Origin of the sequence: Lysinibacter cavernae (genome assembly GCF_011758565.1) — a bacterium.
Classification (GTDB): Bacteria; Actinomycetota; Actinomycetes; order Actinomycetales; family Microbacteriaceae; genus Lysinibacter; species Lysinibacter cavernae.
Genome location: NZ_JAAMOX010000001.1, coordinates 1,809,295 through 1,834,759 on the forward strand (window position 1 = coordinate 1,809,295; position 25,465 = coordinate 1,834,759).

The following is a 25,465-nucleotide window of genomic DNA, read 5'->3' on the forward strand; positions in this document are numbered from 1 at the left end:
GCGCGCGCAAATCTGATTCCCCCGAGGCCCACTGTTCACTGTTCGACAGTAGGCAGTAGGGTTGATGCCATGACTCAGTCGCGCAACGCATCCCTTCAGAGCCTTGGCTCCATCGACCGCCAGACCAGAAGAGAGCAAATCCTCTCCCGACTGCGCGAAGCCATTAGCTCAGGCCAGCTCGCCGCAGGAACCCACCTCGCCGAAATTGAGCTCAGCGACGCCCTTGGTGTGAGTCGCGGCACCCTTCGCGAGGCGCTTCGCCACCTCCAGCAGGAGGGGCTCCTCATTTCCGACGCCCGAGGCCGACTCTCAGTCCGCAAGGTCAGCGGGGCCGAGGTCCGAGAGATCTTCGCCGTCCGCGCCGCGCTCGAATCCCTCGCCCTCGCGGAAATCTGCGCCCTTCCGGACCGCAGCGAAATCGTGAACGACATGCTCACGATGCTCGACCGCCTCAAGGACACCGAGGACAACTTCGCCGCACAAATCGACGCCGACCTCGCCTTCCACGAAACGCTGTGCACGGCAAGCGGCAACGGCACCCTCCTCCAGGCGTGGCTCAATGTTTCTGGACTTGCGAGGGCCGCCATCACCGCGGCCGGCCCGGAGACCGCGCTCAACAACATGGCCCACACCAGACACGCCCCGTTTGTAGAGTTCATCAAGAGTGGCGATGTGGAAGCAGGGAAGCAGTTTCTCGAAGAGCACATGCGCATCGCCGCGGACCGGATTCTCGAACGCATGGAGCAGTCTGCGGACTCAGAATAGCCAGATCACCAAACCCTTTCCGCCAGCATGCTTCCACGGGAGGCGATTTCTCCCCCTGAATGAAGGGAGTTTTCCCTATCCGCATGACAAAGTTCTATTGTTAACAGTAGAATCGTTAGCGATATTGAGGCAGCTCCCGTGCAGCGCCTATCAAAGGAGATAGAAGTGACAACAGACATCCAGGCCCGCAGCGTTCCCGTCGAGGGAACAAAGCACCGAAAGCGAGTGGCGATCGGGAGCACCGTCGGCACCACCATCGAGAACTACGACTTCATCGGATACGGCACGGCCGCGGCGCTCTACTTCGGCAACGCGTTCTTCCCTGACGCCGACCCACTCTCGGCAACCCTGCTCTCGTTCGCTACGCTCGGTATCGGCTTCGCGGCACGCCCGCTCGGCGGCATCGTTGGCGGATACCTCGGCGACAAGATCGGACGCAAGCCGGTCCTCATCGGCTCGCTGCTCATCATGGGCATCGCAACCTTCCTCATCGGGGTGCTGCCAACCTACGAATCCGTCGGAGTCCTCGCCCCCATCCTGTTGGTCACCGTTCGCGTAATCCAAGGCCTCGCCTTCGGCGCGGAATGGGGTGGCGCCATCCTCATGACCTTCGAACACGCCCCGTGGAAGAAGAAGGGACAGTACACGGCCGTGCCGCAAGCCGGCTTCCCGCTCGGCCTACTGCTCGCAAACGTCGCATTCCTTGCGAGCGCTGGGCTCCCCGGCGACTGGGCCTGGCGCGTGCCGTTCCTACTCAGCGCCGTTCTGGTTGGTGCAGGTATGTACATTCGGCTCAAGGTTGAAGAATCACCTGAGTTCGAGGTGGTCAAGGAACGCGGCGAAATCGTGAAGAACCCGCTGCGCGACGTCATCAAGAACGACTGGCGCAACCTCATTCGGGCGTTCTCGCTCCGCGTCGCTGAGACCGCCGGCTACGCCGTCGCAATCACCTACGTCACGTCCTACCTCATCAACGAGGGCATTGCCGAGCGCCCGGAGACCATCCTTGCGATCGTGATCGCGGCGCTGGTCGGGTTCCCAGCAACCCTCTTCTGGGGTTGGCTGACCGACAGGGTCGGCCGCAAGCCCGTGTACATCTTCGGCACAAGCGTGATGGTGCTCTTCGGTATCCCCATGTTCCTGCTGCTCAACACCGGCTCGCTTCCCGTTATCATCACCGTATTCGTGGTGAGCTTTGCGGTCTGCCAGAACTCGCTCTCAGGAACGCAGGGGTCCTGGTTCGCAGAGCTGTTCAGCACCGCAACCCGCTCGTCAGGCGCCTCGCTTGCATACCAACTCTCGGCGGTCGTCTCCGGCTTCACCGCCTTCTGGGCCGTTGGGCTCTTCGCCGCCTACGGATGGATGGGCCCTGCCGTACTCTTCAGCGTGTTTGGCCTCGTCGGACTCATCGCGGCGCTCGTCACCCAAGAAACCTGGGGACCAGCACGGCGTGCTGAAGTTGAGCGCGAAATCGCCGCGGCCAAGCAACCGGCGATGAGCAACTAGGCACATCCAGACACTAGCGGCGGCGGCCCTCACCTCATCTGCGGGGCCGCCGCTGCTGTGTTCCTACGGTCGAAGCGAACGCCTGCGGGCGAACGTCAGCAGCACAATACCCGCAGCAGCAAGCAATACGGCAATGGGACCAACGGATGCCTCGGCACCGGTCACCTCAAGGCCACCGTTGCCGCCCGTTTCGGCCGCTACCACCGAGAAGCTGGTGCTGATCGAACCACTGCGAGGCCCAACAAGCGTCACCGAGTGCGCACCCAACTCAATCGACCCGGGGAGCGCAAAGGTGAACGAGACCGTGCCGTTGGCATCCGCAACTCGTGTTCCAAGGTCTACCGGCGTCGAGCGAAGCGTCGCAGACACCGCCTCTCCCGGCTGGAATCCGGTTCCCGTTGCGACCTGCGTCTGGCCGGGAGTCCTGGTCGCGTGCTCAAGCACTACCGTTGCGAGCCCGATGCGAACCAGGAGCGGTTCCGAGTCGTTTCCGGCGGCATCCGTCACCACAACAGAGATAATCTCACCCTCGGCTGGGCGGGGCTGCAACACGATGGAGTAGCTGCAATCGTCGGCGACGACGCCGGTTCCGATGACCACCCCTGCCGCATTTCGCACCGTCACGGTTGAACCTGGCTCGGCGCAACCCGTGATGGTCGCACCGTCGCTCGGATACACAACCGGCGCGTCCGGCCGCTCAAGGTTGATGATGATCTCAGCCGGTTCAGAGCGGAATCCGTTCTCGTCAACCTGTTCAACGATGAGCCTATCGCCGTGCGCAAACGGCGTTCCCAGCGGCGGCGTCAGCGACCACGTACCGTCGTCGCCAACGGTCGCCGTAAGCACAACCCCACCTGGCAGCGTAATCTCAATCGTCATCCCCGGCTGGCCGGTTCCGCTCAGCACGGTTCCGTTGCTTGGATGCACGGTTGGCTGTGTCGGAAGGTCTGCGAACACGGCGGGCAACGGCCCCGGATACACCTCGTCGCCGTTGATTGTGGCCGAAACCAGGTAGGTTCCTGCCGAGTTCGAGGAGATGCTTGTTGACGCCGTGCCGTCTTCAGTTGGCACCGACCCGGCCCCTGTTGCGCCGGATTCTACGACAAACTGCACCTCAACCGGATCGGTCACGACGTTGCCAAACTGATCCTTTGCGACAACAGCGGCTCCGTGATTAAACGCAGCGCCCGTCTGTTTGACCCCTTGGGTCACAGTCAGCACTGAGTTCTCAGCGGTCACCAAGCTTGGCTTCCAGCTCAGCAATTCGCCGCTTCCAGCGACCGTCTCGCCGGTCGCGCCGTTGATCCTGGCATTCACCACAAACGTGTCGGCACGCGTTGAGGTGACCGTCACGGTCGCGACGCCGTTGTTGTCGGTGTTTGGCGTCGCATCCGAGATCACCGGCTGGTCAGCAACCGGTTCGCCATCGGTAGTGAGGAGCTCAAACGTAACGGGAGCGCCAACAATGGGGTTGTCATACGCATCCTCAATCTCAGCTACGAGGGTGTACGTACTCTGCGCGCCGGTTCCGGCAACGAGCGGAGGGACATCAGCGGGAGTCACGGTGAGTGCAGAGCTAGAAGCGCTCGTCACGCCGGCACCAAAGACGACCGTCGTCGGCGAACCGTTGGCGATGGCGCTTCCTGACGAGTCGGTGCCAAGATAGGCCTCGACGGCGTACCCGCCTGCGACGGTTGACACCACGTTGAGTGACGCGTTTCCGTCTAGGCCAGTCACAACGGTCTGGGCCTCGCCGCCAGCCGTCGCGAGGTTGGCCGGCAGATCGAACCACACGTTTTGGTTCACGATTGGATTGCCATACACATCTCGCACGCTCGCCAGCAGGGTGTGTTCGTTTTCGCCATCCGCGATCAGCATGCCGTTGGTCGAGCCAAGGGTCGACCGCCCGTCGGCGGCAAGATCAGGAGCCGCCGCAACAAACTGCCGCACGACTGGGATAGCAAAGTTGTTGATCTCCTGGTTGATCGCGATATCCGTTGCCAACGTGTAGCTGCCGGCAACGAGCGACGTGAGGGTAATGCTGAGCTCACCATTTTCGTCTGTCAGCCCGCCGGGGAGCGACTGCACGAGCGCGGGCGTCGAGGTCAGGATCATCTGCTGCCGAGGCACAACGTTGTTGTTGGCGTCGCGAGCGATGATGGATGCCGTGTAGGTGTTTGACGGGCCATCACCGACGGTGAGCGGCCCAGCAGGATCTACCGTCACCGTCGAGTTTGCGAGTACGGGGGCACCCGCCACAAACGTCAGCTCGATTGGGCTCCCGGTCTGAACATCACCGAACCCGTTGACCGTTGCGGTGACGCTGTGCGTTGCCGCAACGAGCGAAACCACGCTCAGTGATGCCTGACCGTCGCCGTCGGTTGTGACGGTCGTAGGCGTGCCGCCAACGGTGGTCACCTCCGCGGGAAGGTTGAACGTCACCGACTGCCCGATTACGACGTTGCCGTACTCATCAGCAACCGTCGCCCTCAGCGAATGGGAGCTGACTCCATCGGCAACCGCCGTCACGTTTGAGCTCGTCTTCACAAGCGACGTGTGAACAGAGCTGAGGTCTGGCACCGCCGAACCAACCTCGATGGTCTGAGTCGAGCCGATTGCGGTGCCGCCGAGGGCTGCCTGGATAACGTATTCACCAGCAACTGTAGACAACAGTTTCACCGTGACGGTGCCGTCGGCGCCGGTCGTGTACGGGGCGCTCTCAACGATGCTCACGTTGGGAGGCAATACAAAGCTGACCTCGGCTCCATCAACCGGATTTACTCCGCCAACATCTCGGACACTCACAGTTGCCTCGAACGGAGATCCCGCCGGTTGCGGGCTCGCGGTTGTGATGGACCAGCTTGAGTCGGCTGGAGACGGGGCTCCGACGGTGAATGAAACAGTGCGGTCGGGCACGACGTTGTTGTCGATTGTTGCCCCAACGGAGAACTCTCCTGGAGTCGCGCTCTTCACGTACGCCACAAAATAGCCAAATTCGTCGGTCACCCCGTCAAGCTGAGAACCGGGAGCAAGCTCAAGCCCGGCAGGGAGCATAAAGTGCACGGACGCACCAGAAATTCGGTTACCAAATGGGTCTCTCGCCTGGGCTTCAAGGCGATGAGTATTCGGACTGTTTGCCTCCACGTCTCCAGAAGATACGTTCAAGACGGTGTAGCCGAGCCCCACCCAGAGTGGTGCAGGGACGACAACGGGATGGATGGGGCTGCCGTTCAGCAGCGACGACCCGTCGACCGTGGCGGTGACAGAATAGGTCGCTGCGGCCGACGTTGCCACGCTGATAAACGCCTCACCGTTTGCATTTGTCGTGGCCGGATTGACCGAGGATTCCACAAGCGTCAGGTCTGTCATATTAAACGTCACCGCCCGATGAGCAATTGGGTTGCCAAAGGCGTCAACGAGTGTCGCTTTGAACCGGTGAATCTCGTTTTCTTGCAGACCCGCCGACGACGGGTTTGCGGCAATTCGCGGATTGCTCGTGAGCAATTCGATGCGGGTACCCGGATGCTGCAGGTCGAGGGTGCCAGCCTGGTACAGCGCATTAACCGTGCCGATGGGGGTTACCGAGTTGAAGAGCACCGCGATGGGCAGAGAGCCTGCCAACGTTGATCTGACCATTGCCGTGTAGCGGCCTGCCGTCGCGGTCTCGCGAAACTCACTCACAACGGCACCTGTTGGTGCAGTGGCAGAGAGCAGCGACTCTTTTCCTGACACTGGGTTTTGATTGGCGTCTGCCAGCACAACAGCTATCGAATGGAATTCGTCGCCGTTAGCCAGCCGGTAGTAGCCGTCGTCAATCGTGACGGTGCTTTGACCGACCGACGGATCACCGGCGATAAAGTCTGCTGTCGCATATGCTCCGTTTGCAATCACGAGCCCGGTGTCAACACCAGCGATTTGAGCAGTGACCGAGATGTCTGTATACCCGCTGTTGATGGAGGTCACAGCCGCGGTATAGGTACCGAGTATGGCGGTCTCGGTGAATGGGCCGATAGTGAATCCCGCGCTCGGCTGAGCGGATGCCCTCAGCCCGGCTGCCTGTCCGCTCACGGGATCGCCATTCTGCGCCACCAAGTTCACTGTGATGGTGTGAGGATCGGAGCCGTCTGCCAGTCGCACCCCGGTCGAAACGCGGTAATTCGAAGCAGCCGCACTCAGTCCCGAAACGGTGACGATGATGACAGACCCACAGTTTGCGGTTGACCCCGACACACACGGTGTGTTGTCTATGTTGGCCGATGATGTCGACAGTACTCCGAGCGACCCTTGCCCCTGGTTCAGCGCCCTCGCAGTCACGGTCAACAGCCGGGACTCGCCGCTCGCGAGCGCCCCGATATCCCAGACTCCCGTCGACAGGTTATAGGTTCCCGACTCTGGCGTAGCCGAGAGGTACTCAAAGTTCGTTGGCACCCGCAGCTGGGCCGAAGCATTAGTCGCGTTAGCCGGTCCGTTATTGCGAACCGTGACCGTGTAGTTAAATTGATAGCCGACCGGAATCGTCCCGGGAGTCGGCACCTGTACTGCAGAGACAAGGTCGGAGAAGGCAGGGGGCGTTGACGCATAGTTGCTGAGCGTCGAATACGTTTTCTCTTGCCCAGCTGCGAGTACTTGCGACTGATAGGACAGAGCAAAGGCGTTGTCCTGCGATGTTGTTCCACACTTCTCCGCGAGGTTAGCCCCGTCGGAATCGATGCACGTGTTGGTCAAGCCTCGGTTATTCAGGACCCTTGTGGCGATAGCACTGTAGTGCCCCGCCTGCAGGTTGGCACCCTCGGTAATAGGCATCAGCGCAATAACCACGTTGTTTCCCGCCGTGCCTCGACACTCGGTCGCGGTGGCCGAGATAGCGGCAACCCCGCTGTCTTGGCCGGCAAGCGTGCAGTCGGCATAGCGGTAGTAGCTGAGCGTTTGCGCGGTCGCTCCGGTGTTGCGCATGGTGACGTCGGAACGCCAGAACGCGTCACCCTCAACATAGGTCAGCCGTTCGGTCACGGTGATGCCGGCAGGGCTGGCAGTGCTCGTTGATACGGTCTGAATGAAGTATGGGTTTGAGCGGGTGCCATCGCCGCCAAAACTCTGCGTTCCTGCGGGAAAGGTGGCCGCCGTTGTGCTTGCGCCGGCAAACACTCGGATGTATGAATTGCTTGCACCATTCGCATCAGTTTTCGGAAAGAACGTGCCAGTTTCCGGCATTATCGAGTTATTCCAAACCTGTTGGTTAAACCCGGCGTTGAGCGCTATTCGATTCAGCGGACCGTTTGTGCTCGTGATGACGCCGGTGGTGACCGCTGCCGAAGCTGCAGGAGCAGGAGCAGGTCCAATCGTGACGGCACCTGCCGCAATCAGCGCCCCAATGATGGTGAGAGAGCCATATGCCCGAATGCGTGCCCACACGCTCTGTCGTCGATTACGGCCGAGGGTATTGGGACGATTCATGCTGCGCTCCAGTCCAATCGCGCTCGCACCGGCGCGAGCTCACATGAATTGAGTATGCCAATACACAGATACCAATAACAAGCCAAACAGCCGCAATTCGTAAACTATTACGAAACAGTTATTCTTTGGTCAAATGTATGGAATACCGCTCACGCAGTCCGTCCCAGCCGTGCGCAAGCGCGTCATCCCCGACGACACGGTGCACAGGTTTCCCCTCGAGATGAGCGCTGAGCGTGGCAAGGCAGACGTGCCAGCCGGCGAGCATCATTGCCGAGAACTCGGCATCACCAAGTGTCTGTCGAAGCGAAAGCACAGAACTCGCCTGCTCGTTTTCCGGGTCGGGCGCAATCGTCCAGGTCAGCAGGTCACCTCCCCAGCGGTGTGACAACCGGTGCGGAGGCTCGAGGTCGACAACCGTCGCGTCAACGGGGTCAGCAGCTGGCGATTCGCGCGAGGTGACGGGGCTCAGCGACACAAACGGCCTGTCCGGCACAACGGGCGACCATCGACGCAGCAGCTTCGGCTCGGTTATCCACGGCCACAGCTCGTCGGCTCGAAGGGGAAGCACAATCGAAAGATCGACGGCGGAACGATTGCTTCCCTCAACCCAGCCAGCATCAAGCAGCGGAGCCTCACTCAGGTCTCCAATGCCCTCTGTTGCTTCAGCTGAGTCAGCGCCCGTATAAAACGCCGTCGTCCTCGCCGCTGCGGCGAGCGCCTCGTCTACCGGAGTCCCGGATGCCGCACTCGCCTCGCCCCAAAACTCGCTCGAATGCCCGATAAAGTTGCGCCCGTCCTCCGAGCCGGCCCAGCGCTCGCCCTCAGTCCGAATCTCGCGCTGTGAACCGTTTGCGAGGTACTCGACAAGACCAACGAGGCCAAGCTCCCAGCCAACCCCGACCGCGCCGGGACCAAACTCAAGCCACCGGCCTTCCTCAACGTGGGCCACATGCTCCAGCGTGAGCAGGGTGGAGTCGTCGGCTCCCGGCTCGACGGCGACGCGAATCCAGCTCACATCGTCGCCAAACTCCCATGTTGCGGAGAAGGAGCCCGCACGTGTCACGCCTCCTGGCGGATCACACGACAAGATCTCGCCTCCCGCGTTTCCCTCAATCTGATAGGTTCCCTCCGGCCTGAGCGATCCGCTGATAGGGGCGAACCATCGCCCAATATGCTCGCCGGAGGTAACCGCCTCCCAGACGCGCCCAACTGGCGCGGCCAAGATTCTGATGAGGATGACTTCGCGGGTATCTCGCCCCGCTTTGACGCCCGCCGCCACCGTGCGTTTCACCGCGTCAATATGTTGCTGAGTCTGGATCATCATTGCCTCCTCGCGTTACTCACGAGGCTAATACCACGAATGCCAAGAGGGAACAGTACGGTCAACATTTGTCGGCGGCTCCGGCTAGCCTGTTGCAGTGAGCATCCACCTCGTGAGCGCGGCGCATCCCCTCGATACCGCAGCCATCCTCAGCAGCCTTGCCGCCCATGCCGTACCCGGCGCCGAGCGAGTCGACCGCACGGCAGGCACCGCAGAGCGTCTACTTCCGATTGATGGGGTCAATCACCACGTGGCACTGAAAGTCTTGCCGCACGGCATCGAAGTTGACGTTGCTGCTGAGCCCAACAACCCGTCAAAGCCGCACCTCGAGAGCATCTGCGCTGTCGTCCGGCAATGGTTTGACCTCGACGCCCACCACGAGGCGATTGGCGACACCCTCGGTGACGACCCCATCCTCGGTCAGCTCCTCAACACCAGGCCGTGGCTCGGCGTTGTCAGCAACCCGCATCCGTTCGAGCTTGCCATCGTCACCGTGCTTGGGCAACAAGTCTCGCTCGCGGCGGCACGTACGTTCAGCGGCAGGCTCGTCACAGCCATGAATTCTTTGGATGCGCAAGCCGGCGGGGCTCACTCACCGTCCGGTCTCGTCGCGTTCCCCCGCCCAGAAGCAATCCGCGACGCACCAACAGAATGGTTGCGCGCGGCAATAGGCATTACCGGAGCACGGATTCGCACCGTTCAAGCCGTGGCAGGGGCTTTTGCTGATGGGCTGTCGTTTGACGCCGAACCACAGCAGCTCAGGGCAGACCTGCTATCACTCCCCGGAATCGGCCCGTGGACTGTCGAATATTTGGCCCTCCGCGGGTTTCACGACCCAGACGCGTTCCCAGCGTCAGACCTCGTGCTCCGGCGAGCGCTGCGCGACTTCGGAGTGGCAGCTGCCGAGGTCAGCGCGGTTGCGCTCGCGTGGAGGCCATTCCGGGCGTACGCAACCGTTCACCTCTGGAACCACGCGCTACCGCCAGAGGCCTAGCACCTGGGCGATCGCGTCTCGGTCAGCTAACCACGCAGCTTTGCGACCCGTTTCGCTACGGCTTTCTCCGCTGCCTTTTCCGCAGCATCCGCCGCTTGCTTCGCCTGTTTCACGGCACGCTTTCGAGCTTTCTTCACCTGCGGGTCGTTCCAAAACGAACGGGCGGCATCACGGATTTCGCGGTACCGTCGGCGCCCGGCCTTGGCACCAAGCACGTAAGCAGCCGACGCGAGCGCGGCAATCACAATTATCTTGAGTAGAACCTTCACAGCTTCTCCTTTGTTCGGTGGCGCATATTCGGTGGCGCTTGTTCAGTGGCGCGCGTTTGGTGGCGCGCGTTCGGTGGCACATAGTCGGTGACGCACAGTCGCGACCCGTCCCAACGTGTCGCTGGGTGCTACCTGCAATCAGCCGAAACACGCCACCCGACCTAGTATTCACCCGTTCCCCGAGCGAACACCAGCGCCTTGCGCCACTAACACCGGTCGGCTATGCGCGCTCGAATACCTCGCGAAGCAAGCTCAACCGCAACTGTCTCATCGGCCCCCGACCCGCCCGCCATCCATTCGCCACTGATTGCGGTGTTGAGCAGCATTTTTGGCAACGAGGGGCGAATGGATGCCGTCCAAACGTCGAGGGTTCCGTGTCAGTCCCGGCCGTAGCTGACAAAGGCGTAGCGCGAGCCATCCGGCGACCAGCTGTTGACGTTAATGGTGCCCTGCCCGCCGTTGAACGCTGCGACCGTTTGCGGCGTCGCCCAGTCGCCGTTGACGAGCTTGAGTTCTACTGCGCGATCTGCAGGATGCCCCTCTGTGCCTTCCGGATAGCTCAGATACAGGGCCAGCCCGTTGACAATGAGGTGCGGAAACCAGTTCACTCGCTCGTCACAGGTGAGCTGCTCAAGACCCGAGCCATCTGGTCTGATGCGCGCGATCTGCGCGTGACCGTCAAACACCTCGGTATTGAAGTACAGCCACTCCCCACTCGGATCGTATTCGCATCCGTCGGCGAGCGCGGCTCCAAACGTGACCTGTTGCAAGTCCCCACCGTCGGCGCTCATCGTGAAGACGTTTGCTTCCGCGACGCCGCCCTCTGGGCGCAGCCGCAGCCCGATAAACGAGAGCCTGCGCCCATCAGGGCTTACGCCGTGCAAATAGTGCCGCAGTCCTTCAGCGCTGCTCTGGGCGGTCAGGCACGTCGCCGAGCCGCCGTTCACAGGCGCGCTGTATATGTTGCCGTCTTTTGCTGACCCGAACATCGTGAGGCCGTCGGGCCCAACCACATGGTCATTATTGAACGGGGCAGCGCCAGTCACGTGAATCCTCGCGAACACGTCGAATGAGCCGGCATCCATTCGCCAGAGGTCCCCCTCACCCGCAACGATGATCTCGCTGCCGTCTGCGGTCCAGTTTGGAGCCTCGATCAGGAGGTCGTAGGTGCGATACACCTCGATTGGTCGCCCACCGGATGCCTCGCCAATCCACAGCGCCGCCCACTGCCCCTGCTCAAGCGTTCGAAACCCATAGCTCATGGCCAAGTTTTGCACGAACTCGCTGCCGGCCGCGAGCGCGCCGCCCGTGATGCTTAGGAAATACGCACAACCATCTTGCCGATGTTGGCACCCCGCATGAGGTCAAGGAACGCGTCAATAGAGTTGTCGAGGCCATCAACGACGGTCTCATCGAACACAACCTTGCCCTCACTCAGCCACGAGCCCATCTCAGCCGAGAATGCTGGGAAGTGCTGCAAGTATTTGCCGATAGTAAAGCCCTTGAGCGACAGCCCCCGGGTGATGATGTTGGCCATATTGTCTGGGCCAGGCGTGCGCTCCGTGCTGTTGTAACTCACGATCGCTCCGCAGAGCGCCGCGCGTCCGCCGTCGTTGAACGCGTCGAGCGCCGCTTCGAGGTGGTCGCCGCCAACGTTGTCAAAGTACACGTCGATGCCGCCGGGAGCGGCGTCGGCAAGCTGCTGGCGCACGGGCGCATCCTTGTAGTTGAAGGCCGCGTCATAGCCGTATTTTTCGGTCAGCAGCGCGACCTTCTCGGCAGTACCCGCTGAGCCGATGACGCGCGATGCGCCCTTGAGCCTGGCGATTTGACCGGCAGCAGTTCCGACCGCTCCGGCCGCGCCAGAGATAAAGACGGTCTCGCCATTGGCAAGTCCTGCGATCTCCATGAGGCCGACATAGGCGGTGAGGCCAGTCATCCCGAGGATGCCAAGATACGCGGACAGCGGCACGCCCGGCAGCTCTGGAACCGCACGGAAGTTTGCGGCGTCAGCCTGGGCGATATCACGCCACCCTAGCTGGTGCAGTACAACAGTGCCCACTGGGAGTTCATCGGATGCCGACGCGATGACTCGCCCAATGGCGCCGCCGGTCATGGTCTCGCCAAGCACAAACGGCGGGGTATAGCTCTTGACGTCGTTCATGCGCCCGCGCATGTAGGGGTCAACCGACATGAACTCGTTGTTGACTCGAACTTCGCCGTCCGCAAGCGCTGGGAGCTCAACGGCTACGGTTCGGAAATCGTCATGTGTTGGCCAACCGACTGGGCGGGCGACGAGCTGGATTTGGGTGCTGACGGCGGTCATGGTGTGACTTCTTTCGTTGAATCTGCGCGTGGTCGGCATTGTGTACCGATCAATCCACTATATATAATGGATCGATCGGTACACAAGGGCGTACCACGAGGAGCATCATGGGTCGCACACAATCATTCGACACGGCAGAGGCGGTCACGGCCGCGCGCAACGTGTTCTGGAACAAAGGGTTCGAGGGCACCTCGCTCCCCGACCTCGAACGGGCCACAGGGCTCAGCCGATCCAGCCTGTACCACGCCTTCGACAGCAAACGCGGGCTCTTCGACGCCGCGGTGCAGAACTACCTTGATACCGTCATCCGCCCACGACTGCGCCCGCTCACCGCCGAGCCCATCAGCCCAGATGCCCTCGCCAATTACCTGACCGGACTTTCTCAGGCCATCACCGCCCCCAGCAACGACTCAGCCCGCAACGGATGCCTCCTCCTCAACAGCGCGGCAGGCATGGCCTCCCACGACGAGGCCATGCGGGCAGTTGTTGAGGCTTACCGCGCCGAGCTCGGCGCGGCGTTTGAGCGGGGCCTGATCGCGGCATCCGCTCACGGCAGCCATAGCGATCTCACACCCGACCAGGTTGTCACGACCGCGAGGGTGCTCACCTCACTCACCATCAGCGCGTTCCTCATCGCCCGTATCAACCCTCAGGAAGCCGCCAACATTCTCGAGGCCGCGCTCTCGCAGCTTCCCACCAGCGGCTAACCAGCCAGCAGGCCTCACCACTGCCAGATGCCATGAACTCCTGCGGTTCAGTGGTTTCTGAGGCACCCATACTAAGGTTGATGGAGTCATGAGGCTCACTACCCCACTCTTCGGTTCGACGAGCGCCGGCCGCGCATCGTCGCGATTAGTGACCCTCTCGTTCCTTCTGGTCGGGTTGCTCGCCCTCGGACTCCTCGGGCAGCACTGCGCGAAGGCGCCGGCCGCTCTTGCGGCATCCGTTGGCCAGGCATCCGCAGCCCAGGTCACGACAGGCCAGGCCACGGTCCAGACGCCCAGCACACAAGCCGCACCAACCAAGTGCGACGTACCCCTCAGCGACGACGACACCGCAACGCACTCAGCGACAACGCCGCACTGGGATGTGAACGGACCCCTCCTCAGCTCTATTGAGCCAGCCAACGCTCCGCCGCTCGCGCATCAGACGTTACGCACCGAGAACCGATACCCCGTCGCGCCGTCCCCTCAAGACCTCGGCATCTGCCGAACCTAAACGCAACGCGTCGTCCGACTCTCCTCATCCTGCGCCGTCACTCCGCTCAGGGATCGCTCGACGACTCCGCGGCGACCCGCACCACTCCTCGAAGAAGCGTGAACAGTGGACCCGGCGTCGCGCAGCAATCGCATCTCACCTCTTTTTTGGTGTTGACACACTCGCCAAGGCACACCCGCATTGGCAGCCGTGTTCCCACCTCATATCCAAGGCATACCCATGAAAAAACAGACCAGAATCATTTCCCTTTCCGTCGCCGGAGCGGCAATCTTGGCAGGCGTTCTCATCGTCGCTGGCTTGCCCTCGTCAGACCCGGCACCAACACCACAAGCAACCGGCACCGCGTCAAGCGCTCCCGAAGCGAACGAAGAACAAACCGGCCCCTCGCTGTCAACGCTTGCCCGACGGATTCCCGGCGACGTTGCCGCGATTGGCGATGTTGACGCCCCTGTTGTCATGATCGAGTTTGCGGACTATCGCTGCCCGTTCTGCGCCGTCTTCGCCAGAGAGACCATGCCGCCGCTCATCAAGGAATACGTGGATTCCGGCCAGATGCGTATCGAATGGCGCGATCTCCCCCTCTTTGGCGATCAGTCAATTGCCGCGGCAGTTGCCGTTCGTGCGGCCGGCGAACAGGGCCGGTTCTGGGAATACCACGGAGCCCTCTACGGCGGTGCGCCAGACCGAGGCCACCCCGACTATCCACAGTCACGGCTCATCGAAATCGCCGAAGAGGCCGGCGTCCCAGACATCGAGAAGTTCACGAGCGATCTCGCCCGCGAAGACCTTATTGACCTCGTCTACGCCGACTATTCAGAAGGCACCTCGCTCGGCATCACGAGCGCGCCCCTGTTCACGATCAACGAAACGGCGATCGCCGGGGCGCAGCCGCTTTCGACGTTCCGCGAGATCATTGAGTCCGAGCTCGCGAAGGTGCAGTAGCCCGTGGATATCGGCTACGCTGGGGCCTTCCTCGGCGGCATCCTCACGCTCCTGAGCCCGTGCTCGGTCATGCTGCTCCCCGCGTTTTTTGCCTATGCATTTGCAAGCCCAACAAAGCTACTGAGCCGTACAGCGCTTTTTTATGCGGGACTTGTCACGACGCTTGTCCCCCTCGGAGTGCTCGCCGGCGTGCTTGGCTCGTTTGTCACGCAGCAACGCCACATTCTTGTGACCGCCGCAGCCATCTTAGTTATCGTGATCGGCCTGCTCCAGGTTGCCGGCGTGAACATCCCAGGGTTTCGACGAGGCTCGGCTGGCGAAGGCACCTCAGCAATCTCGGTCTTTGTGCTTGGAACGGTCTACGGCGTCGCAGGCGTCTGCGCTGGGCCAATCCTTGGCTCGGTACTCACGCTTGCGGCGGTCGGCGGCAACCCGGTCTACGGCGGGCTCATGCTCGCGATCTTTGCGCTCGGGATGACCGTGCCCCTCGGCATCCTTTCCCTCCTGTGGGGCCGGTTCAACCTTGGCTCTCGCAGCTGGCTCAAACCTCGTCGAATCACGATCGGCAAGTGGTCAAACTCGGTTTGGATGCTCGTGGCCGGCCTGCTCTCGATTGGCATCGGCATCCTGCTGCTCGCAACCGACGGCACGTCGTCGTTTGGCGGCATCCTGACCGCCGACTCGCAGTTCCGCGCTGAATCGTGGGCGGTCGAGGCGACATCGCAGGTGTCAAACCTGTGGTTTGTGCTCGGCGCGGCAGTTTTGCTTGGCGCAGGTGCTGGCATCTATGCGCTGCGAGCACGTTCTCGAGCACGCGCCAAGGCCTGATCTCCGAGCATCGAGGGGAGGCTACGGATACTGTTCGCGGGTTTCGGCAAGCGAGCGCTCCAGCAGGGCTCGCAGCACGTCGCGATCGATACTCGTGAGGCGGGTGAGGTAGAGGCACGCTTTGCTCGCCCGATAGTTACCGAGGTTACCCATCAGGTCTGGCCAACGATCGGCAAAGTCGTTTGGTAAATAGATGGTGTGTTTCGATGCTCCGGTCGCAAAGGCAAGGAGCGGAGCCCTGCCACCATGCCCGGTCTCGTAGCGATACTCGTACTCGCCAAACCCAATGATTCGACCTGCCCACACGACCGGCTGCTCACCGCTTACCTCGGCGAAGAGGGCAAGGAGTTCGTCTGCTTCTGCGCGACGCGGGCCTGTGACCCGGTCAAGAACCTCGTCGACAGGGAGATCTGAGGGTGACATCGCCGGTTCTTTTGTAGCCATTGAATCCTCCTGTGGTCGTGCTCGCCAGCCTAACGAATCTTTGCTTGCCAGAGAACCGAATTATGCGAGCAGACCGCCAAACAGCAGCGAAACCATCATCGCGACGATCACCGTGTTAAACGTAAAGGCAAACATCACGTTTGCACGCACAAGCGCCCAGGCGGTGCGCGACCGAATCTTCGCTGAAACCGTGGCCGCCATCGTCGACAACAACATTGCGAGGGTGAGGTAATCCCCAAACGTCGTTTCGCCATCAAGCTCAAGATCGAGGTGGCGAGTATCGCCCTCGGCCAACTCGGAGTCGAGGCGAAAGTACTGCAGGGCAAACGAATACACCATGAGTGCCCACGATGAGGCAACGGACAGCATCCCGAGCGCAACATACAGCCAGTTGCTGCGGTGTCCAGGGTCCTGCGCGACGACGATGGTAAAGATGACCGCCACAATTGCCGCGGTCATCGTCCAGGAGGTCGCGCCGCTGTATCCGAGCACGCGAGCCCACCACGAACGCGGCCTACTTTCACGCCGTGCATTGACAACACGAGCCGCGTTCTCTTGACGAGCAAATGTGCGGTGGGTCCAGGTCAGATACATAACCACAAAGGCGGGCCACGCGACGAGGTAGAGAAAGACCGTAAAGCTGTACAGGCTGTCGGTATTGACAAGGTCCAGGTCAGGGCTCAAAGAGATCAGAAGCATCACAACAAATGACAGCGTCACCCCTGCGGCCATGCTCCAGTTTGCCCGGGAAACATCGCTCACATACCGTTTGACTGCCACCCCTCAATGATAGTGAGGGAACGATGTGTTTGAGGATGCCTCGCGGTGGCGATCCAGACTCACCAACAACGCGCCAGGAGACAGTCAAAGCCAACATGCGTGGTGCCCCTGGAGAGACTCGAACTCCCAACCAACTCCTTAGGACGGAGGTGCTCTTCCATTGAGCTACAGAGGCGTTACCAGAGACCATGCTACACCGCGCGGCACGGCAAGGCCCAAACGGGCGGTCATCACGGTTAACGACCAAACGCCCCACTCTGCCATCTGGCGGAGCGGGGCGTTTTGGTTGCTACTCGGCAGCGTGTTTCGGTGAGCGGGCCCGTTCGCTGGCAAGCACGCTGTAAGCCTCGGGCAGGCCGTTCCCGATGAAGTTCAGGTAGGCCGCCGTTCCGGCGATGAGCGAGGTAATCAGCGAACCGCCTGCAGCGATGCCGAGCGCAATCCAGCTTCCTCCGGTGAGGACGCCAGCGGTCACCCCAAGCGGGGCAAGCGCGCCGCCGAGGGCCTGGGCCGCCGTGCGGATGCCCGCTCGCACGGCTGCGTCGTGCAGGGCGGCATCCTCTGTTGTCAGTTTCATAGTGTTCCCTTTACATGAGTCTGGAGATAAAGGCACCGCCGGCCGCCGTGATGACCGCCATCCCAAGCAGCGGCATCCACGACATCCGGTGCACTGCGGCCCACAGCTTCGCGATCTCTTCCTGCGCGGCCTGCGCGTCAACCGAGTCCAGCGCCTGTACCGCGATCTTGCGTTCAGCATCCCTCAACCTGCCGGCATGGTCGTTCAGCCGCTTATTGACGACAACCAGGTCGGTAACCACGGATTCGAGCCGCGTCACGCGGTGCTGTGTTTCTTGACCTTGCCGAAAAATATCGCTGAGTGTCACCTCGATTGAGGGTTCGTTTTCGCTCATTTGCTTCCCCCGCATTCCCCGTTTGCGCCACGGCAGTGGTAGCCACGGCGGGCTTTCAGACACAGGCCATAGCGGTGCAGCACGCGCGCAAGCATCATCAACCCTTCGCGCGCTCCCCGCCAACGGCCATCGAACGCCACAGGTCAAACTGGCGATCGTTGCCGTTCACGTGCTTCGCGATGATTGCCGCAGACTGCTCAACTTCTTCAGTTGTATGCAGTTTGCGGAAATAACCCGCCCCGATGAGGGCGATCCCCCTACCGGGCGACTGAATTCGAATCATTTCATATGCTCCTAACGTGATACCGGGCTGAGCCGGTGATGTTGGTTGTGGGGCGGATACCGAGCCGCGCGCCACGATGCCCATCCCCGACGGATTGACCCTGCCCGCGTATCCGTTGCCCCAATTGGGTGTTGTCGGAAAGACCTCGAAGTGCACGTGCGGCCCCGTCGCCTGGCCCGTCGCCCCCGACCATCCAATCCGTTCGCCTCTGGCAACGGCCTGGCCTCGATCAACAGCCGTTGAGCTGAGATGCGCGACAGCGCTGAAGCCCCACGGATGCCTCAGCCGTACGAAAATCCCGGCGGGCGTGCCCATCCACGAATCGTTTTTGCCCCAGCCCTCGGCATCGACATCACCGGCATCAGTCGCGTACACGGGTGTTCCTGCCGGAACGGCAAGGTCAATGCCGTTGTGACCTCGCTGCCCGAGTGCCTGGTAATACGCGGGGTTGGCGCCGAACTGTTGGCTGATGGTTATTGCGTCTACTGGCCATTGGATGGTCATTCTTCAACCTCCTTTACGTCCGTTGGGCCAGCGACTAGGCCCCGACGGTGAGATAGAACTCAACCCAGTTGTTCTGTACTGGTGTCCCGTCGACGGTGTTGTACAGCCGCAGGGTGACTCCAGTGGAGGTCTGTCCCCAAACAAGCAAACGAAACAACTGATTCTTCGTTTCATTTGACTGACTCTTGAGCGCCGTCTGAACCCACTTTGGCGTGACTTTAAGTGAGTGGCTTACCGTAAAGAGCCCTTGGGTATCCGATTGTCCACCCACTAATCCGCCCCAAACTTTCTGACGGCTTTCAAGCGCGACCAATGCTGCGTCAAGGCCGGCTACCTGACTAGTCTCATGGGAATGTATGGATTGCGCCTTCTCCGCTAATGCAGCATCGAGGCCGTTGACTTGAGACAGAGCGTGCGAATGCACCGCTGGCGCTTTTCCGGTCAAGGCCGCATCCAACCCGGTCACTTGAGCCACGGTGTGGGTGTGCGTCAGCGGCGGAAATGTAGCGGGTAAATTTTCGATCTCTTCCCACTTCTGCCCGGCCCCAGTCTCACCTTTTTCCCCGCGTGGAAGTGTGAGACTCAGCGTCTGATCTGGCGCTGTGCCCGAAATGACCGCTGAAGCTGGTGTGCCCGTTTCACCTGTCACAACAGCCCCGATACGCAGTGTGTTTGCATCGCCCTTGTCGCCTTTGTCACCCTTAATGTTGACAAGAAATTCTTTCTGCATAGTTACTCCTAAAGTTGATAAGCGTTTGTCTGGCATTTTCTATCGAGGCGTCGGTTGCCAAACGTTCCGTCACGCTAGTGGACATTGAACGCGACCGAGATGATGTGTAACGACGGGATGTCCTGCCCCAAGTTACGGGTCAGTGCTAAATCTCAACGGCGATATAACTGGCATAAAAGTTGCCTCCGACCGCCGTTTTTACGACCATTGTGAAATTCGTCGTAGTTACTTGGCCAACCGCTAACCGAACACCGTCGATAGCGTCCCCACGCAACGGGGACGCCGTTACAATTGGAGGTTTCGAGAAGGCCTGCTGAAACGTCACAACGTATGCTTTCTCAATGCCGGCAGTCACAGGAATCGTCGCAGCACTTGCTTGAATTCTTATAGGAAGAGCTTTCAACCGGCTGTCCAGACCAACCACGTCGGTGGCTGCATGAGCGTGAGAAGCCGAAGCTTTCTGGGCGAGAGCGTCAGAAAGACCCACTACGTCCGAAACTACATGTGCATGCGTTAGTGGAGCTTTGCTGTTGAGAGACGAATCAAGGCCAGCTATCTGAGAAACCGTGTGGCTGTGTGTTGCTGGCGGAAATGTCACGGGACGGTCCGCGATATCGTCCCATTTCTGTCCAGCTCCTGTTTCACCTTTTTCACCGCGAGGAAGCGTCAAATTCAGAGTTTGAACCGGCACCGTCCCGGTAATCGACGCCGACGCCGCGACACCCGTCGCAGCTGTAGTAACTGTCCCGATGCTTAGCGTGTTTGCATCGCCTTTATCCCCTTTGTTTCCTTTGATATTGACCAGAAATTCTTTCTGCATCGTTACTCCCGAATACGATAAACGTTTTGTGTGGTTGGATCGAAGAGCAAATCTCGAGATCGAGCCTCGTTCGGAATCGCTCCTCCCGGACTCACCCAGATCTCGCCGGCTTGAACCGGGGTCGAATCAAGGTCGCGGTACAGCACGGTTGCCGCATCCGGGACCTCAACCATCCGCTCGTGGGTGTGCCCGCCGAGCACCTCAAGTACGTGGACGCGTGAGCCGATTGGGTTTGGTGGCAGCGTAAACGCGCCGCCATCTTCTGCTTTGATCTCGCCGCCAACGACCTGACTTACCGCGATTGTGCGGGTGATGGATGCGCTGTCCAGCCCAAATCGGACCGTCTGACGCCACTCGATGGTGCCGTTTGCCGGCCTTCCGGAGCTATCATGCACCGGGCCTAAAATTGTTGTCATGTTCTTCTGACTTTCTATAGAAACTACGACGGCAAAATCGAAATCGAAATACCGCTCATGGTCATGGAATGAGGATTGCCGACAAAGTTGTAAGCCTCGATTGTGAGGGTCGCGACGGTGGGCGAAGCGTTTAGCGTTGCGCTTCCGATCCCAGAAAACATGGTGCCCACCCAATTTGCAGGTGTCGATGCCGGGGAAAACTGAACTCCTTGCCTCACAACGACACGATCAGCAATCTTCAACGTGGCAAATGCGCTCAACGCCCCTACCGAATCGCCAACCGCCTCAGGTACCCCGAGGATCATGATCTGACAGGGTCTCCGTTTATCGAGTGCCGGGACAGAAACTGTCTGAGACGCGCTCACCCACTGGCTGGGCGGAACCGTGAGCGAGATATTCGGAAAATCGTATTTGCGCAACGATCTCGCCAGAAGCTCTTGCTGGATTCCATCTGTCACAGCGATCGATTGTTCAAGCCGGATAACAGTCTCCACCAACCGCTGAGAGGTTTCGCTCAGCTCCTGCGTCACCAGGTTTCGCTCGGTGCCCGTCGAACGTTGTGCGTCACGGACTTGCCTTGCCTGTTCACGGATCGCGTTCTCCACTGCGCGCTCTGGCGGAATGTAGTTCACATTAACCATCGGTGGCCTCCCCCACTGTAATTTTCAGCCAGTTCGAACCAGCCTCACCGTCTATGGCGATAACCCTCCTCAGATAGAAGCCGTCTGGAATCCACGGGTCCCCTTCCATCTGAATACTGCAGAAATCGCCAACGCTGAGCCCCGGCGCAAACGCTTCGTTCACCTCGAAGCCCCAAAAAGTTGCAAACCGCTGCCCCTGTTCAAGGCGAGACAAGGCCCAAGCATCCAGTGCGAGCTGATTAGATACGGATGAGTGAGACGAATCCCAAACCTCCATAAGCGGAAAGCCTTCAAGCAGCAAGCTGGAGTCGTCCTTTCTGCTGAGGAGCATCCGATCGTCGTCCTTGCCCCCGGTGAAAAATACGCGGGAGACAAGGTAGTTCGGAAGACGCTGTTCCTCCAGGCTCCGGAGATGAGGCTCAGGTCCGGTACCAGCCCAAAGGTGCTCTCCAGGTGTCGTCAGGATTGTTTCTGAGGCGGACCCTGTTCTCAGCAATGCCTCAAGCTGATTAGCCGACTTACGCCGGGTCACAAACTCATATTCGGGGCCGTTCACCAATTCAGAAATCTGCTGAATAGCCTCCAACACACTTTGTCCGTCAGCCGCCGAATAGCTCCGTTCATCGGTACCAACTCGATCTGGTTCAAACACGAACGGATACGATCCTCCGGGATGATGCATCGATAGTTGCACGAGCTTCTTGATGATGGTGCCGAGGTCAAACCCCGAGATGTTGGTATCCCATCGCTCGTCTGGTTTGCCGCTCGTGCCGATGATGTTCCCAAGCGGAAACGGCAATACCAACCGATACGACAGCAACGACTCCCACCCGGTCGCCACAAGGTCGAGCTTCTGTCCGTCACGCGAGTACTTTGGCGCGCCAAGGATGCCTGCGGCCACGATCTCACCGTCACGCTCAAACGCGATGCCAGTCCGGCGAGGTTCAACAAGATCTCGCAGCCGCATCTTGGCGACAATCGGCGTCCCCATCGGGATACTGCAACGCAGGTCATCCGGGACACAGATCCCTTTTGACCATGATGCCGAGGTGTAGGGCAGCTCGGTCAGGATCTTGCCCGTCATCGTTTCAAACAGCAGAACCTTCATCATTCCCCCTACCAAGACGCCGCACGGAGGCGCGTGATCATGTTCGGCGTTCCAACGGTCGCGCCAATCGTCTGAAACCGCAGCCGGACGCTGCCACCGGGTGGCAACACCACCCAGTCAAGGCGAGTCAGTTCGCCGGTGACCAAGAGGTCGTCCTGCCAAACAGCTCTCTGTCGGCAGTCCACGATGATGGACTGCCCGACGCCGATACTTCGCTTCATCTGCAATCCCCGCTCCGTCCCGACTTCGGTGATCAGAAAGCCGCCGCTTGCCCCGGTTGCCTCAATCGTTGGATACGCTTCGGCCGTTCCGCGGTTAACAAGCAGCACCTCGCCGTTGGGCTCAACAGACTGTTGCGTCTCGGGTCCGTACCGCAGCGGGTCAGGGGCGACACAGTGGACGGTGAACATGAGCTCAGAAGCGCCCTGCGTGTCCTGCATCGGGATTGAACGGATGGAGACCATCCGCATCCAAACCCCCGACTCGTCAGAGACGGTCATCGGTTGAAGCTGCCGCTTGGCGCCCCACGCCGTGATTCGGTCGCGGGCAGCCAACACATCGGCATGATTCTCACCGAGGAAGAAACCAGAGAACGAGATCGCTCGACTCGACCGGTACATGGTGCCTGGGTCGTATGACCCGTCGCCGAGGGGGATGTCCTCCCCCTCGGTCTTGGAGTCAGGCAACCCGTTCCAGTCGACCAGCTCGTTGAAGTACCAGCCTCCATCGCCACCCGTGTTGCCGTGGAACGTAATTCCACCAAGGTCAATGTAGTAGGTCATTAGACCAGCACTCCCGCCGTCATCGTTTGGAACTCCGCGCCGGCGACCCGCATCAGGATGCGTGGATCTTCGGCACGCTCATAGAAGTGGTTCTCTTGCGTAAATTCGTTCATTCCCGGGTTCCTTCCCGAATCGCGACGGATCACCAGATCCATCAGGGCGTTCATTTTTCCGGTATCCACAACCGTTTCAGCGCGGCCGGCCTCGGCAAGAACCGCGAGGGTTCCGCCGGGCTGCGGCAGCACGGTCGCGCCGAGGGCGAGGCGCGGGATCTTCGGGATGTTAATGCCAAAGGTCTGTCCGCCCCACTCAGGCACCCAGTCTGGAATCGTGATCTTGATCTTGTTGATGGCCCCGATCATGCCGTTGATAAGGTCAATCACCGCGTTGATCGGCCCCTTCACAATGCCAACGAGCGCACCAAAGGCGTTTGAGACAGCGGTGCTCACGGCTGAGAAGACCTTCTCTGCCGTGGTTCCAATCGCTTCAAAGGCGCCCTTGATGAAGTCACCAATCGGCTTAATGATGTTGTTCCAGAAGAACTGGAACGCGGCGCCAAGAGCGTCAATCGCCGGTTTGACCGCCGAATTCCACAGCCAGGAGAACACCGTTCCAATTCCGTTGATGATCCCCATGATGAAGTCACCGACTGGTTTGAACACGTTGTCCCAGATCCACTGAAACGCGATGCCGATACCGTCGAGCACCGGTTTTACGGCGGTTTCCCACAACCAAGTAAAAATCACACCTATTGCATTGATCAGACCAAGGAGGAAGTCCCCAATTGGTTTGAAGATGGTGTCCCAAATCCAAACAAAAGCAGCCGCAATCGCATCGATGGTTGGCTTAATCGCACCTTCCCAAAGCAGGACGATGATCCCCATAAGGAGACCGAAGGCCAACCAAAACGCAGAAACAAACGGCTGAATAATGTTCTCGTAGAGCCACGTGAAGATACCACCAATCGCGTCAAAAATTGGTTTGATCACGTTTTCCCATGCACCGGTTATGATTGCGCCAATTGTGTCGAAAACGGCTTGGAAAATCTGCTGGCCGAGCTCGGTTTGCGTGAAGAACCAGATGATTCCTGCGACGAGCGCCACAATCGCGACGATAATCAGCCCGATAGGGTTTGCCGTCAGTGCGGCGTTCCATAGCCATTGCACGGCAGTTGCAATCTTGGACGCTGCGGCACCTGCGGCGGTTGCGATTTTCTGCAGGTTTGTCGCTTTAGTGGCGCCGTCAGCTGCCTTCGCGACTTTGAGTGAACCAGACGAGAATCCTTCAGCTGCAGCCTTCGCCAGATCCGAAACAGTTGCATAGGCATCCATGGCGTTGGATGCCAAATCCAGAGAGAAAGCGATGCCATCTGCGGCACCCGCGACACCCGCGAGCACCCCTGAGAGACCGTCGAAGACTCCGCCCAAACCGGGAATCTTCCCCGAGAGGTCGTCAAGGATGCCCCCAAGCACTGGGCCAATCTTCTCAAGAAAGGGAACCGCAGATTTGTCAGTTCCTTCCAGTACAGCCCCAAGATTTTCCAAAGAACCGGCAAGCCCTGGTAGCGCTTTGGACAGGCCTTCGGCCTGAGCCTTGATGCCACCAATCGCATCAGTTGCACTTGCGGCCGAGATCGGCTGACCAATTGCGACCGTCACGACGGCCATCTCTGCAACGATGCTTTGGCCGAGCATTGCCAAGTAGGCGACAACGGCGGCCAGGACGCCAACCAGAGCTGCGGCCCCCGCCGTAGCTGTGACGAGCATCATCGTTAGCCCAGTTTGAAAAGTCGGCCCCGCGATAATACTGTCGATAAGCGTCAGGCTGACTGCCATGGCGGCGAGGCCAACTTCGGCCAACAAACTGAAACTTTGAGTCAGGATGCCGATACTGGCTGCCGCCTCAACAACTGCCATCCCAAGGCTCTGCATGATGTCGACAAGAACCATGCCGGCTTGCGATTGCGCAAGGGCATCGGCGAACCCGCCCGCAAGCAGAGCGAGAGTTGCCGTTGTTGCTGCAGCCCCCGCAGCTTGTACGGATGGGATGATTTCGGCGGTACGAGGAAAAGACAGCGAACTCAGGTCAATCGCGGCTGATTCGCCCACGACGTGAGCGATGAGGGCAACTTCCCTGTTCTCGGTGAGTTCTTCGAGGTCCGTCCGTGCAAGGATGGTGTCCAAGTTTGCGTAGACGGTTGCTCCCGTCTTGCCGAGGGTGGCTCGTAGCTGAGCGACTGAGCGCAGCGCCGGACGAAGATCCGCCTGCACCTTCAGCTTGATGCTGAGACTCTTCTCAAGCTGTTTCGTGACTTTCTGGAGCTCACGCCGCAGCTTGCTGGTGTCGGGCACCACCTGTACCGAGACTCGTTCGACCGATGCTCCTCCTGTGCCTGCCATTGCAACCCCTTTCCGTTGAGTTGT

General features: G+C 60.2%; 24 protein-coding genes and 1 tRNA gene. 7 read left to right on the plus strand and 18 right to left on the minus strand.

Translation table 11 applies throughout. The features are described 5' to 3' along the window. Positions 1-69 precede the first annotated feature (69 nt). Positions 70-765, plus strand: coding sequence for a GntR family transcriptional regulator (locus FHX76_RS07910; RefSeq protein WP_167149576.1), 696 nt, complete (start codon positions 70-72; stop codon positions 763-765). 165 nt (positions 766-930) lie between these two features. Next, a complete protein-coding gene (locus FHX76_RS07915) occupies positions 931-2,271 on the plus strand; it encodes an MFS transporter (protein ID WP_167149577.1) in 1,341 nt (446 codons plus the stop codon). A 63-nt stretch (positions 2,272-2,334) separates the two neighbouring features. On the opposite strand, the gene FHX76_RS07920 is transcribed toward FHX76_RS07915, so the two are convergent. Continuing rightward, positions 2,335-7,725, minus strand: a complete 5,391-nt coding sequence (locus FHX76_RS07920) for an Ig-like domain-containing protein (RefSeq protein ID WP_167149579.1) — start codon at positions 7,723-7,725, stop codon at positions 2,335-2,337. 118 nt (positions 7,726-7,843) lie between these two features. After that, on the minus strand, positions 7,844-9,049 hold the full coding sequence (locus FHX76_RS07925; protein WP_208402467.1) for an SRPBCC domain-containing protein: 1,206 nt from the start codon (positions 9,047-9,049) through the stop codon (positions 7,844-7,846). A 94-nt stretch (positions 9,050-9,143) separates the two neighbouring features. On the opposite strand from FHX76_RS07925, the gene FHX76_RS07930 reads away from it, so the two are divergent. Then, a complete protein-coding gene (locus tag FHX76_RS07930) occupies positions 9,144-10,040 on the plus strand; it encodes a DNA-3-methyladenine glycosylase 2 family protein (protein WP_167149581.1) in 897 nt (298 codons plus the stop codon). A gap of 26 nt (positions 10,041-10,066) precedes the next feature. Here FHX76_RS07930 and FHX76_RS07935 read toward each other — a convergent pair whose 3' ends face one another. The 3 genes from FHX76_RS07935 to FHX76_RS07945 form a co-directional block, all read right to left on the minus strand. Next, positions 10,067-10,309: a hypothetical protein gene (locus FHX76_RS07935; protein WP_167146242.1), complete on the minus strand. Its 243-nt coding sequence runs from the start codon at positions 10,307-10,309 to the stop codon at positions 10,067-10,069. Positions 10,310-10,686: 377 nt separating this feature from the next. Next, positions 10,687-11,571, minus strand: coding sequence for a TolB family protein (locus tag FHX76_RS07940; protein ID WP_167149583.1), 885 nt, complete (start codon positions 11,569-11,571; stop codon positions 10,687-10,689). A 53-nt stretch (positions 11,572-11,624) separates the two neighbouring features. After that, positions 11,625-12,635, minus strand: a complete 1,011-nt coding sequence (locus FHX76_RS07945; protein ID WP_167149585.1) for an NADP-dependent oxidoreductase — start codon at positions 12,633-12,635, stop codon at positions 11,625-11,627. A 107-nt stretch (positions 12,636-12,742) separates the two neighbouring features. Here FHX76_RS07945 and FHX76_RS07950 point away from each other — a divergent pair, with 107 nt between their 5' ends. From FHX76_RS07950 to FHX76_RS07965, 4 genes are all read left to right on the plus strand, one after another. Continuing rightward, the gene (locus tag FHX76_RS07950) at positions 12,743-13,342 is read left to right on the plus strand and encodes a TetR/AcrR family transcriptional regulator (protein WP_167149587.1); all 600 of its coding nucleotides are present in this window, start codon (positions 12,743-12,745) and stop codon (positions 13,340-13,342) included. Between the two features lie 88 nt (positions 13,343-13,430). Further along, positions 13,431-13,853 carry a hypothetical protein gene (locus FHX76_RS07955; protein ID WP_167149589.1) on the plus strand — a complete coding sequence of 141 codons (423 nt, stop codon included), beginning with the start codon at positions 13,431-13,433 and terminating at the stop codon, positions 13,851-13,853. Positions 13,854-14,072: 219 nt separating this feature from the next. Continuing rightward, the gene (locus FHX76_RS07960) at positions 14,073-14,795 is read left to right on the plus strand and encodes a DsbA family protein (RefSeq protein WP_167149591.1); all 723 of its coding nucleotides are present in this window, start codon (positions 14,073-14,075) and stop codon (positions 14,793-14,795) included. A gap of 3 nt (positions 14,796-14,798) precedes the next feature. After that, positions 14,799-15,623 carry a cytochrome c biogenesis protein CcdA gene (locus tag FHX76_RS07965; RefSeq protein ID WP_167149593.1) on the plus strand — a complete coding sequence of 275 codons (825 nt, stop codon included), beginning with the start codon at positions 14,799-14,801 and terminating at the stop codon, positions 15,621-15,623. A gap of 21 nt (positions 15,624-15,644) precedes the next feature. Here FHX76_RS07965 and FHX76_RS07970 read toward each other — a convergent pair whose 3' ends face one another. The 13 genes from FHX76_RS07970 to FHX76_RS08030 all read right to left on the minus strand — a co-directional run bounded on the left by FHX76_RS07970 (position 15,645) and on the right by FHX76_RS08030 (position 25,441). Then, entirely contained in the window at positions 15,645-16,067 is a 423-nt protein-coding gene (locus tag FHX76_RS07970) for a DUF1801 domain-containing protein (RefSeq protein ID WP_167149595.1), read from the minus strand. 60 nt (positions 16,068-16,127) lie between these two features. After that, positions 16,128-16,847: a DUF1345 domain-containing protein gene (locus tag FHX76_RS07975; RefSeq protein WP_167149597.1), complete on the minus strand. Its 720-nt coding sequence runs from the start codon at positions 16,845-16,847 to the stop codon at positions 16,128-16,130. A gap of 100 nt (positions 16,848-16,947) precedes the next feature. After that, positions 16,948-17,022 (minus strand) — tRNA-Arg (locus tag FHX76_RS07980). Positions 17,023-17,136: 114 nt separating this feature from the next. Further along, positions 17,137-17,424 carry a hypothetical protein gene (locus tag FHX76_RS07985; protein ID WP_167149599.1) on the minus strand — a complete coding sequence of 96 codons (288 nt, stop codon included), beginning with the start codon at positions 17,422-17,424 and terminating at the stop codon, positions 17,137-17,139. Positions 17,425-17,434: 10 nt separating this feature from the next. Further along, complete coding sequence (locus FHX76_RS07990) at positions 17,435-17,758, minus strand: hypothetical protein (protein WP_167149601.1); 324 nt, start codon at positions 17,756-17,758, stop codon at positions 17,435-17,437. Between the two features lie 97 nt (positions 17,759-17,855). Further along, on the minus strand, positions 17,856-18,545 hold the full coding sequence (locus FHX76_RS07995; protein WP_167149603.1) for a M23 family metallopeptidase: 690 nt from the start codon (positions 18,543-18,545) through the stop codon (positions 17,856-17,858). Between the two features lie 34 nt (positions 18,546-18,579). Next, a complete protein-coding gene (locus FHX76_RS08000; RefSeq protein ID WP_167149605.1) occupies positions 18,580-19,275 on the minus strand; it encodes a phage tail fiber repeat family protein in 696 nt (231 codons plus the stop codon). A gap of 145 nt (positions 19,276-19,420) precedes the next feature. Then, complete coding sequence (locus FHX76_RS08005; protein WP_167149607.1) at positions 19,421-20,095, minus strand: H-type lectin domain-containing protein; 675 nt, start codon at positions 20,093-20,095, stop codon at positions 19,421-19,423. 2 nt (positions 20,096-20,097) lie between these two features. Then, positions 20,098-20,511, minus strand: a complete 414-nt coding sequence (locus FHX76_RS08010) for a hypothetical protein (RefSeq protein WP_167149609.1) — start codon at positions 20,509-20,511, stop codon at positions 20,098-20,100. Positions 20,512-20,534: 23 nt separating this feature from the next. Continuing rightward, a complete protein-coding gene (locus FHX76_RS08015) occupies positions 20,535-21,116 on the minus strand; it encodes a hypothetical protein (RefSeq protein WP_167149611.1) in 582 nt (193 codons plus the stop codon). A 28-nt stretch (positions 21,117-21,144) separates the two neighbouring features. Then, positions 21,145-22,263, minus strand: a complete 1,119-nt coding sequence (locus tag FHX76_RS08020) for a hypothetical protein (RefSeq protein ID WP_167149613.1) — start codon at positions 22,261-22,263, stop codon at positions 21,145-21,147. 5 nt (positions 22,264-22,268) lie between these two features. Beyond that, positions 22,269-23,042: a phage tail family protein gene (locus FHX76_RS08025; RefSeq protein ID WP_167149615.1), complete on the minus strand. Its 774-nt coding sequence runs from the start codon at positions 23,040-23,042 to the stop codon at positions 22,269-22,271. Continuing rightward, the gene (locus tag FHX76_RS08030; RefSeq protein WP_167149617.1) at positions 23,042-25,441 is read right to left on the minus strand and encodes a phage tail protein; all 2,400 of its coding nucleotides are present in this window, start codon (positions 25,439-25,441) and stop codon (positions 23,042-23,044) included. The genes FHX76_RS08025 and FHX76_RS08030 overlap by 1 nt, the downstream gene beginning before the upstream one ends. Between the last annotated feature and the right edge of the window lie 24 nt (positions 25,442-25,465).